This window comes from Catonella sp. (genome assembly GCF_052169795.1).
Lineage (GTDB): Bacteria > Bacillota > Clostridia > Lachnospirales > Lachnospiraceae > Catonella.
The window spans coordinates 1-11,971 of record NZ_JBQNBU010000061.1; the positions used below are offsets into that span (position 1 = coordinate 1).

Sequence of the window (11,971 nt, forward strand, 5' to 3'; positions counted from 1 at the left end):
GATTAAACAATGCTCCTGATGTCAGTGATGCCCTTAAACATAAAATCATTGACACTGCGATTTCTATGGGCTACAAAAGCAATAAACTAAAATTAGGAGGCAGTGGAAAAAAGGTCTGTATTTTTATGGAAAATATGGATTATGAATCTTCAGGCCAGTTTGGTTTTGACATTGTAACCGGATTTAAGCAGGAGGCAGTTAAAGAAGGCTTCGAAGTCGCTCTCCTCCCTATTTCTCCTGTCTTTCAGGAAAATGAACGCTATGATTCTTTTATGTTAAAAAACGGATTTGCAGGCTCATTTTGTGTGGGTTTTGCCTTAGAAGACCCTTGGCTTAAAGATTTTAAAAATACAACAACTCCTACCGTACTTTTTGACAATTATATACCTAAAAATCCCAATACCTGTTATATCGGCACTGACAGTGCAGAAATAATGGAACTGATAATTTCACACCTTTCACATTTGGGACATAAAAAAATAGCCTTCCTCAACGGCTCAAAAAATTCTCTTATCACCGAACAGAGGATGGAAAGTTTCTATCAAAGTATGAAAAAAAGAAAACTTACCGTAGACCCTGACCTTGCGATCTACGCCTACTTTGTTGCAAGAGTTGCAGAAGACCATATAGATAATATTTTAAGGAAAGGTACTACTGCCATAGTATGTGGAAATGATGTAATAGCTTCAGGCGTATATACCGAGCTTATGAGTCGGGGACTGTCCATACCTAAGGATATAAGCGTTATAGGAATTGATGATATTCCGCTTGCTTCGCTTTTAACTCCTCCTCTAACCACCATCAGACAGGAGAGATCCCTGCTCGGACGCTCAGGGTTCTTTGCTCTTAACTCAATTATGACACACAACATGGCAATAAGCCGTAACCTCCTTCGCCCGGAATTAATACTGAGAGGCTCTACAGACTTTGCAAGCCGAACAGCTAAACAATGAACCTCTAAGAAATTGTAATTGAACAGGACTTTTAAGAACATTTTTTGTTAAAAAAGCCGTCTGATTCAACATTTAACCATGTTAATAATCTGCTTTAGTTGCCTATATTAAGAGCAAGCTCTCATATAGGCAAACTCAGCAGATTATCTTGTCAGACGGCTTTAATAAAATTATTTACTTATCTCTTTTCCATTTTCCATCAGGAACTTACCTACTTTATCATGCAAAAGCAAGTTTATAAGTTTTTCTTTTCCTACCTGTTTCTCATATTCTGAAAGTTCCATGCTTCGTTTAGCTCCACTACTCTCATAATACTTATTAAGTTCTTTGTTATATTCATCATCAGAAATATTTATTTTTTCTGCATCTGCAATTGCCCTTACCACAACGAGCTTCCTTGCAGAAACATAGGCCTGTCTTTTAACTACTTGCTCAAATTCTTCCTCAGTACTCTTAAGATTATTTTTAATAAAATCTTTCATTTCAATACCGTTACTTTCAGCAAGTTTGTTCCAATAATCCTTAAACTGACTTTCAAATTCATCTTCCAGATCCTTTGGCAATGCCTTAATTGCAGTTTCTGTCACTACCTTGTCAATAAGTTCACGCTTGATTTCTTCACCGGCCTCTTCTTTTTTACCCTCCTCAATACTATTTTTTATATCAGCCTTATATTCTGCAACAGTCTTAAACTCAGTATTAGCCTTAACCAGCTCATCTGTAAGTTCTTTAGGGGTATCTCCTAATATATAATTTATCTTAACCGTAAAAATCACTGCCTTACCTTTAAGTTCTTCGCTATGATACTCTTTTGGGAAAGTAAGGTTAAGGTCAACTGTTTCTCCGGGTTTCTTACCTACAAGACCCTCTTCAAAACCCGGAATAAAAGAACCTGAACCGATGCCTAAATCAAACCCGTTAGCAGTACCACCCTCAAATGCTACTCCGTCTTTTTTTCCTACATAATCAATATTTGCAGTATCGCCTTTCTTAATTGCTCTGTCTGTAATTTTATCAGGATAATTTTTAAGAAAAGCCTTAACTCTTTCCTCCACCTCAGCATCTGTAACCTCAGTATCCATTTTACTGTACTCTAGTCCTTTGTATTCAGCAAGCTTTTCTATATAATCTGATGGATTAAATTCTATAGCTGAGCCTGTAGCAGTTCCGGCAGTCTTACTGCTCACCGCAGAGCCCGATGCAGAACTTACACTGCTGCTCTTATTATTTCCCGAATTTCCTCCACAGGCTGTCAAAGCTACAACCACTGCACCTATTGCTGTCATTAAATAAACTCTTTTTTTCATTATTTAATTTCCCTTTCTTCATCCAAAAGTGATACGTTTATAACACGGTAAAATCCAAACTATAACGCATTTTGCAATTCTATCATATTTTCACAAAAAATTAAAGCTTAGTTTTGTGAATACTTTGTGTTTTAATTTTATATGATGTGGGTGTCAAAAGTATTTGACACCCATTGATACAGGATTGCTACAGCTTCGCTTCTCGCAATCCTTGCAAAAATATTCGTAATCCGCTCATTTTTTTGCAAAAAATGGCTACTTACTCATATTTTTTGCGTGTCAAAAGATAATAAATTCTTTTGCAAGCAAGCTTGCACAGAATTTTTATACTTTTGACACTTGTATCTTTATATAATTTTCATTATTTTAAATATTTATACCACAAAGCTAAAACGCTGCAATCTTACACCATGCAGCGTTTTTATTTTCCCTGTTATTAATTGAATCATCAAAAGTATAAAAATTCGATTATGGTTTGCAAAAGGATTTACTATCTTTTGACATCTACATCAAATTACTATTAATGTATAGCTGTTACAGTATAACCGCCTTTCTCAACAGCCTCTTTAAGCAGGCTGCCATCTACTTCTTTAGTAAGACTTACCTTCGCATTCTTATTTTCAAGACTTACCTCAGCAGTTACTCCGTCTATTTTGTTAAGAGCATCTGTTACATGCTTTACACAGTGCATACACATCATTCCTTCAATATCAATAATCTTCTCCATAACAACCTCCTGTTTTATAATTTTTTCATCTGTCCCTACATTTACAGCTACAACTTCTACCTCTTTACTATCAGCCACTCCCACTTTCCCGGTTTTAAACTTAGGCTTAAAAAGCCTTAATCTAAGAGAGTTACTAAGTACAAATACTGATGAAAAACTCATCGCAAGTGCACCTATCATAGGATTAAGTTTAAGCCCGAAGGCTGCAAAGAATACACCTGCTGCCACCGGTATACAAAGAGCATTGTAGAATAATGCCCAGAACAGATTTTCTTTAATCTTTTTAACTACTTCACCGCTTAGCTCTATAGCATAAGGCACATCCCTTAAATCACTGTGCATAAGGATAATATCCGCTGTATCCACTGCCACATCAGCTCCGGTGCCTATGGCTACGCCTATATCCGCCCTTGCAAGTGCCGGGGCATCATTTATGCCGTCACCTACCATCATAACCTTTTTGCCATTTTCTTGCAATAGCCTTATCTGTTCTTCTTTGTCCGCAGGCTTAACTCCGGCTACCACCCTGTTTACTCCGGTTTCTTTTCCTATGGCAAGGGCTGTACGCTCATTATCACCTGTAAGCATAACTACATCTATACCGAGTAAATTAAGCTCACTTACCGCCTGTCTGCTGCCTTCTTTTATCACATCAGCTACAGCTATTATTCCAAGCAGCTCTTTTTTTGCCTCACCCTTTGCAAAGTAAAGCACTGTCTTTCCTAAGTCATGAAGCTTCTTTGCGGTACCTGAATAAATATTTTCATTTATACCCAGTTCCTTCATATAGGCTTCATTACCTGCAAATATGACTTCTTCTCCAACTCTGCCGGCTATTCCCCTGCCTTCAACCATTTCAAGACTTTCAGCACATTTTATTTCAATGTTTTTCTCCTTAGCATACTCTATAATTGCATTTGCAAGAGGGTGTGAGCTTGCACTCTCAAGTGCAGCCGCAAGAGAAATAAGCTCCTTTTCATTTACAGTATTGGTAAATATATCCGTAACCTTTGGCTTACCCTCAGTAATTGTTCCTGTCTTATCTAAGACAACCGTATCTATCTTATGTGCCACTTCAAGGCTTTCCGCTGTTCTTATAAGTATGCCCTTCTCCGCTCCCTTACCGGTACCTGCCATTATTGCGGCAGGAGTCGCAAGACCTAGAGCACAAGGACAGGATATAACAAGGACTGCCACAGCCATATTAAGTGCAAAGGAGAAGTCCCCCTTTATTATAAGCCAGCTTATAAAGGTAACAAAAGCAATTCCCAGTACAGCCGGTACAAAAACTCCGCTTATCTTATCCGCAAGTCTTGAAATAGGGGCTTTAGAGCCTGCAGCCTCTTCAACAAGTGAAATTATCTTGTAAAGCGCAGTATCTTCGCCTACATTTGTTGCCCTAAAGGTAAAATACCCTGAGCGGCTTATGGTTCCACCAATTACCTTATCCTCTGCCACCTTTTCCACAGGTATACTCTCACCTGTAACCATAGCCTCATCCACAGCACCGTTGCCGCTTACTATAACTCCATCTACCGGTACTGTTTCTCCTGCCTTTACAACTACTATATCTCCTGTTTCTACCTCTGATACCGGAACCTGTATTTCTTCACCGTCTTTTAGTACCGTAGCTTTATCAGGAATCAGATTTACAAGCTTGCTTATAGCCTCGGTAGTCTTTTTCTTACTTCTTGCCTCAAGATATTTGCCAAGTGTTATAAGAGTAAGTATGGTTCCTGCCGAATCAAAGTAAAGATTCATACCAAACGGCATAGAAGACTTCATATCACCTATGGATATAAAGTAAGCCAGTGAATATAGAGAATACAAACTATAGGAAAATGAAGCTCCTGAGCCGATTGCAATCAAGGTATCCATATTAGGGCTTCTCTTAATAAGATGTTTTATGCCGCTTATAAAAAATTTTCTTCCTGCAAAAATAATGGGAATAACCAAAAGCAACTGGGTAAGTGCCAGCAAAAGTCTTCCTCCATCTCCCATAAAAGTACTCGGAAACGGAGCATTAAACATACCACCCATTCCAAAGTACATCAGAGGAATTAAAAATATAAAAGAAATTACTGCTCTTTTTTTAAGTTCTTCTGAAAAATCTTCTACTACGCCTGTAGAATTAACTTTGCCTGCTGTCTTTTCTTTCTTAAGCACATTTGCCCCATAGCCTGCATCTGTTACGGCTTTGATTATCATTTCATCTGTAAGACCATCAGAAAGTTCCACCGTCATCTTATTTTGCATAAGATTGACATTTACATTATCTGTGCCCTCAAGCTTTTCTACAGCCCTCGTTACAGCCGCTTGGCAGGCTGCACAGGACATACCTGTTATATTATAGGTTTCTTTTTTCAATTTCCACCTGCTTTCTATATTGATAGCATATCATCTTCCCAAAATCAACCAGACTTATTATATTTCAAGTCTGAGGTAATGTGTAAAAAGCACGTGCTTTCACACACTTCACTTGTAAGCTATGCATCCCTCAGAGAGATTTTTAATCTAACAGGAAATTTTAGCGTAATTTCCTACAAATTAAAAATGTCCTTATTTATAGTTGTCCTTTAGAAAATGTATATGCCTACAAAATTTCATTGTACACAATTTATTTATATAAATTTTAACCCTCCTTAACTAAAAAGTCAAGGAGGGAAATCTTTTATAGATTTAACCAAAGTTAAAATTTTATTTTGCACCAGGCTTGCCAAGAAGTCTGAACATGTTTGCCTTATAGAACTCTACACCCGGCTGGTCAAACGGATTGATGCCAAGCATATAACCGCTCACACCTACTGCAAACTCAAAGAAGTAGAAAAGCTCACCAAGATGGAACTCAGTCTGCTCAGGTATTTCAATAAGGAGATTTGGTACATTTCCTTCTACATGAGCTGCGATGGTTCCTTCCATAGCACACTTATTTACATAATCCATGGTCTTTCCTGAAAGATAGTTAAGACAGTCTATATCGTTATCTGCACTCTTAAGTGTAAAATCTCTTCTAGGCTTCTCTACCTTAAGTACAGTTTCAAACATAAGCCTTGAACCGTCCTGAATGAACTGTCCCATAGAATGAAGGTCTGTAGTGAGGTCAACTGAGGCAGGGAAGATACCCTTCTGATCCTTACCCTCACTCTCTCCGTAGAGCTGCTTCCACCACTCTGAAACAAAGTGCAGACTCGGCTCATAGTTAGCAAGGATTTCAACATTCTTGCCTTTTCTATAAAGAATATTTCTAACTGCTGCATAAAGAAGTGCAGGATTCTCTGCATAGTCTTTGTTTAAGCAGGTCTCTCTAAAATGTGCAGCACCTTCCATAAGCTTATCTATATCAGCACCACTTGCTGCTATAGGAAGAAGTCCTACTGCTGTAAGCACTGAGAAACGACCACCTACATCATCAGGAATTACAAAGCACTCATAACCCTCTTCGTCTGAAAGTGTCTTAAGTGCTCCACGAGCCTTATCTGTAGTAGAATAAATCCTCTTAGCCGCACCCTCCTTACCGTATTTCTTTTCAGTAAGTTCTCTGAATACTCTGAATGCAACCGCAGCTTCTGTAGTTGTACCTGATTTGGAAATTACATTTACAGAGAAATCCTTGTCACCGATAAGGTCAATAAGCTCTTCTATATAGGCACCGCTCATGCTGTTGCCCACATAATAAATCTGTGGTGCTTTACGCTGTTCTTTAGATAAATCATTGTAAAAACTATGCTTTATAAAGTCGATTGCAGCCCTTGCTCCAAGGTAAGAACCACCGATACCGATTACAAAGAGGATATCGGAATCACTCTTAATCTTTTCCGCTGCCTTCTTTATCCTAGCAAATTCTTCTTTGTCATAGTTTACAGGAAGGTCTATCCAGCCAAGGAAGTCCTTTCCGTCACCATTTTTTTCTGTAAGACGTTTAGCTGCATCTAAAACAGCTGGCTTAATACTCTCTATTTCGTGTTTACCTATAAATTTCTCTGCATTTTTATAACAAAATCCTATTGTATTCACTGTAAATTCTCCTTATTTTTTATTTGCTTATAAAATTAATCAGCCGTTATCATTCATCATAAATTCAATGAGTTTCTTTGTATCCTCCGGTTCATAAGCTACTATTTCCATTTCAGGTATTGTGCCTGATGAAAAGATATTAGCAAGGGAAACATACTGCGAAAGCTTAGACTTAAGGTTGAGACGGTCTCCCTCATTTGTTACCAGCTCCACCTTGCCACTGCATTTATCAACTAACTGGAAGAACTTTTCGATATTATTGATATTTGTAATCTTCATAATATTTCCTCCTATGAAATATAATATACTGCTTAGATTATCATACCTTATTGAGGATTTGTCAAGATAGGTTTATAATAACTATTGAAACTAAAAATAGGGAAGGAAGATTAAAATGAAATTAATAAGTTTGAAATGCCCACACTGTCAGGGAACATTAGACATAAAAAAAGAAGAAAGGGGCGGTTTTACCGTCTGCCCATTTTGTGGAACTAAATTTTTCCTCGAAGAAGAACAGCCTAATATAAACCAAACAATCAACATTAAAGAAGTTCATATCGGCAATACCGGTAAAAATACAGCACCGAAGGATGAAAGCCCAAAAAATATCACTGCTGCATTAAGAATGGTTATATTTATCGTATTTATATTTATATTTATTAGCACTGTTATAGCTATCTTCACTTCTATTTTATCTCAACATAATATAATTTATGACATAGGCTCTATGATGCCAAGTGAAGTCTTAACTCCTGAATCTGCTTACGAATATCGCACTGTTCCTGAAAGCAAAGCCGTAAAGGAGTTTGTAGAAATTGTTTTTAAAAAACCTCTGTCTGAGATTACAAATGCTGAATATGCCTCTATTAAATATTTAAAAATACGCAGACAGCCGGTTAAAAGCATTTCATCTAAAACTGCCGACACTCCCTGGCTATTTACTTATGCCAAAAAAACAGGTGAATATGGTACTCCAGTCAAACCTGATACCATAACAATCAAAGGTACGGAAACGATTATAGCAGAGGATATTCAGGTATTTACAGGTTTGGAATCATTAGATTTTAGCAATGAATCTGATATAAATCCGGTCGTTCAATACGATGCTGTAGATTTTGGCAATCTTAAAAACCTTCATTATTATACAGGTTCATCAGGCGAATCCCTTAAACGCCTTCCTCTATTCTATGACATGGAAAACATCTACGGACTTGGAAGTACCTATGTAGATGATGAAGAATATCTGACTGAGCTAAAGAAGTTTACCAAATTAAAAACCTTAAGTCCTAGAAATATAAATAAAAAATTCGCTAAGGATTTAACCTTTCTCTCATCCTTCCCTGACCTTGAAAAACTCAGCCTTAGTTTTTCTTCAGGCGAAACTTGGGATTTGGCAGGACTTTCTGCTCTTACCAAATTAAGAACACTTAGCATAAATGGTTTTGATACCAAGTTCGAGCATTTTAATGTATTTTCCGGAATGCCACAACTTGAAGAAATTGCTTTTGATGATGTAAAAGATTTGAAGACTCTTGACTTTGTTAAAAATATGCCAAACTTAAAGAGTCTTTCTATAGAAGACTGCCCTATTATAAGTCTAAACGGACTTAAGAACTCCGTCTCCCTTACAGAGTTATCTCTTGATGGCTGTCATGATTTATCGGATGTAAGTGCCTTAGCTACCTTAACCAGCTTAAAATCTCTTGACATAGCCTATATTTGGAATTTTGACCTTAAATATCCAAAGCTTAATAAACTTACTGCTCTAAGCAATGTAAAAATAGAATCCGGACATTTAGACATAATTTCCGGTCTTAAGTCCATAAAAAAACTGTTCATCTACGAAACCTCAGACTATTATTCCTTTAAACCTCTATTGGGACTTAAAGAACTTACAGAAGTCGAACTTCAAGGCTATAACTGGGCACAAAAAGAGGATATGGCACAATGCTTATCAAAACTTCCAAAGCTTAGAACTCTCGTATTTGGCTATGACTGCCTTGCACACTATGGTGATTATACAGATATATTTTCACTGCCTCAGGTTACAAAACTGCAAATCCAACCTTATGATACAGGCTCAAGCTACATAAATCTATCCATAAAAAGATTAAAAAAGAACAGTGTTCTAAAAGAGCTTGATACCGGTGGGGCTGAGATTTATAATCTCGATACCGATAGCGGAACTGTAGAAAAATTAGGAGTTTATGCTAACAAATTCCTATCCTGTTTCCCTAAATTAAAGAAACTAAATGTTTCACATTCTCATATTCAAGATTTGGAATTTGTAAGCAAAACACCTGATTTGGAGGTTTTAAACATCTCCGACAATTATGTCACTGACATATCTAAGCTTTTAGAATTAAAGAAATTGAAAAGTTTAACTTGTGATAAGGGACAAATTGTAAATTTAGATTTACTACCTAAAAAGATCCAGGTAAATGAATAAGGCTATATTTAAGCTTCAACTTTTACCTGTTTATTGTCCGGACATCATACCTGTCAGTCACAACTTGATCTTTTATTCCTTCACTCACTAAAAGCCTATTATCATTGGTAAAGAGAATTATATCAAAATTGCTCCCATTTTCTTTCCAATATTTTATCGCCCCATCCTCCCCCATAATGAAGAGGCTGGTTGATAGTGTATCAGCAAGCGTTCCATCCCTGCTTACTATACTCACAGACTTAAGTCCGCTATCACTCGGCCTCCCGCTCCTTGGGTCTAAAATATGATGATACCTGACTCCATTTTCTTCAAAATATCTCTCATAACCGCCTGATGTAATAACTGCACTATTTTCAATTCTTATTGCAAGCATATATTCTTCAATCTGATTAGGATCTCTTATTGCCACATTCCAAAGAGAACCATCCGGTTTTTTATTAAATCCAAATACATTTCCGCCAAGATTTATGATAGCAGATTCCACACCTTCTTCTGTTAAAACTTTAACAAGTTCGTCTGTAATATAACCCTTTCCTATACCACCAAAATCTATCTTCATCCCTTCATTCTTAAAGGAAATCTCTCCTGTAGGTTCATCAAAAATAATCTTATCCGAGCCGACATTTTTTAGCTTCTCTTTTATTTCCTTATCTGAAGGCACTTTATAATTCTTACTCGTAAATCCCCATAGCTCCATAAGAGGGTAGATGGTTATATCAAAAAGACCGTCTGTCTTTCTATTAAGTTCCAAGGACCTTTTCATAAGCTCTGTACCGGTTTTAGAAAGTACTGCTTTACCACTTTTATTTAATATACTTACTTCACTGGTTTCTTTTCCTGTACTAAGCAGTTCATCCAACTCGTTTATTCTGTTTTCAAGCTTTTTTAATACTTCATTTCTCCTTCTACCATAAACTTTAAGTGTAATTACTGTATCTAAAGCAAAGAGTTCACTTTCAGAGGCTTCCTCTCTTTCGCTGTCAGAAGCAGCACTTAGCTTTTCACTGCCTGTTCCTTGGCTACCTACTACAATATTATCACTTTTTCCCATACCTGTATCAGACTTGCTGCAAGAGGCAGAAAATGCTACTGTTAGAGTAAATATTGAGAAACAGATAATTTTTTTAAATACTTTATTCATTTTAAAACTCCAGTATAATAAATTTTACATCAGTCACAAAAATCCTTTGCAGCAAGCTCACAAAGGATTTTACACTTTTATACTTGTTCCCAAATTATTTACCACATATCAGCTAAATCATAAATAAGTTTTTCAGTTTTTTCCCAACCAAGGCAAGGATCTGTAATTGATTTACCGTATATGTGCTCATTTTCTTTCTGACAGCCATCTTCAATATAACTTTCTATCATAAGTCCCTTTACTATCTTCTTTATATCCCCGGACACATTTCTGCTGTGTAGTACATCCTTACTTATACGAATCTGCTCCATAAACTGCTTACCTGAGTTAGCGTGGTTGGTATCTACCACAATAGCAGGATTGGCAAGATTCCGTTCAGCATAAAGCCTGATTACCTCCTGCAAATCCTCATAATGGTAGTTTGGAATATTTCTTCCATATTTATCCACCGCACCACGAAGTATGGTATGGGCAAGAGGGTTGCCTGTAGACTCTACTTCCCAGCCTCTATAAAGGAAGGTATGGGCACTCTGGGCTGCAACTACAGAATTCATCATTACAGTAAGGTCGCCACCGGTTGGATTCTTCATGCCTACTGCCCCTTCTATACCGGAAGCAGTGAGCCTATGCCCTTGATTTTCTACCGACCTTGCACCAATTGCCACATAATTAAGTATATCTGACAGATATCTGTGGTTTTCAGGATAGAGCATCTCATCCGCACAGGTAAAACCGGTTTCATTGATAGCCCTTATATGGAGATTTCTGATTGCAATTACCCCCTTAAGCATATCCTCACCTTTTTCAGGATCCGGCTGATGGAGCATCCCCTTGTAACCTGTCCCTACAGTTCTTGGCTTATTGGTGTATATTCTCGGCACAATAAAGATCTTATCTCTTACCTTTTCCTGTACTTTTGCAAGTCTTGAAATATAATCTATAACAGGATCTTCATGGTCTGCAGAGCAAGGTCCTATTACAAGGAGCATTCTGTCATCTTCTCCGGTAATTATATCACTGACAGCCTTATCTCTCTTTTTAACTATTTCACTCATTTCTTCGGTAATAGGATACTCAGCCTTAAGTTCCTTTGGCACCGGCAATTTTCTTTTAAAATTCATATTCATCTCCATAGCTTTTTCCTGCCTTTATTCTTAAATATTAGGGTATCAAAAGATAATACACCCAATTATCCACACCTAATGTCAGTTTATTATAACCTGTAAAATGTAATATTTTCAAGTCTTACAATAAATTAAAAATTAGAACAGTGTATATGTATCAGTGTTGCACAAATTTTGTCTATTCTGTACATTAAACTTTCCAAACTTTGTGCACTTTGTCATTGTCTGAAAATTCAAAATATATTATAATATCCTT

At 36.9% G+C, this 11,971-nt stretch carries 8 protein-coding genes; 2 read left to right on the forward strand and 6 right to left on the reverse strand.

Features of this window, described 5'->3' with window-relative positions; genetic code table 11:
- Positions 1-953 (forward strand): LacI family DNA-binding transcriptional regulator (locus tag ACTTKP_RS08920; protein WP_442553552.1); only part of this gene is annotated, 953 nt, incomplete at its 5' end.
- Between the two features lie 170 nt (positions 954-1,123).
- On the opposite strand, the gene tig is transcribed toward ACTTKP_RS08920, so the two are convergent.
- The 4 genes from tig to ACTTKP_RS08940 all read right to left on the reverse strand — a co-directional run bounded on the left by tig (position 1,124) and on the right by ACTTKP_RS08940 (position 7,280).
- The gene (tig, locus tag ACTTKP_RS08925) at positions 1,124-2,260 is read right to left on the reverse strand and encodes a trigger factor (protein WP_442553553.1); all 1,137 of its coding nucleotides are present in this window, start codon (positions 2,258-2,260) and stop codon (positions 1,124-1,126) included.
- A gap of 520 nt (positions 2,261-2,780) precedes the next feature.
- Positions 2,781-5,354, reverse strand: coding sequence for a heavy metal translocating P-type ATPase (locus tag ACTTKP_RS08930; RefSeq protein ID WP_442553554.1), 2,574 nt, complete (start codon positions 5,352-5,354; stop codon positions 2,781-2,783).
- Positions 5,355-5,684: 330 nt separating this feature from the next.
- Positions 5,685-7,001, reverse strand: coding sequence for a glucose-6-phosphate isomerase (locus tag ACTTKP_RS08935; protein ID WP_442553555.1), 1,317 nt, complete (start codon positions 6,999-7,001; stop codon positions 5,685-5,687).
- Positions 7,002-7,040: 39 nt separating this feature from the next.
- The gene (locus ACTTKP_RS08940) at positions 7,041-7,280 is read right to left on the reverse strand and encodes a hypothetical protein (RefSeq protein ID WP_023353659.1); all 240 of its coding nucleotides are present in this window, start codon (positions 7,278-7,280) and stop codon (positions 7,041-7,043) included.
- Positions 7,281-7,395: 115 nt separating this feature from the next.
- Here ACTTKP_RS08940 and ACTTKP_RS08945 point away from each other — a divergent pair, with 115 nt between their 5' ends.
- The gene (locus ACTTKP_RS08945; protein WP_442553556.1) at positions 7,396-9,450 is read left to right on the forward strand and encodes a leucine-rich repeat domain-containing protein; all 2,055 of its coding nucleotides are present in this window, start codon (positions 7,396-7,398) and stop codon (positions 9,448-9,450) included.
- A gap of 22 nt (positions 9,451-9,472) precedes the next feature.
- Here ACTTKP_RS08945 and ACTTKP_RS08950 read toward each other — a convergent pair whose 3' ends face one another.
- Entirely contained in the window at positions 9,473-10,591 is a 1,119-nt protein-coding gene (locus ACTTKP_RS08950; RefSeq protein ID WP_442553557.1) for an FAD:protein FMN transferase, read from the reverse strand.
- A gap of 98 nt (positions 10,592-10,689) precedes the next feature.
- Positions 10,690-11,724 (reverse strand): 3-deoxy-7-phosphoheptulonate synthase, encoded by a 1,035-nt coding sequence (locus ACTTKP_RS08955; protein ID WP_442553558.1) that lies wholly within the window; start codon positions 11,722-11,724, stop codon positions 10,690-10,692.
- Between the last annotated feature and the right edge of the window lie 247 nt (positions 11,725-11,971).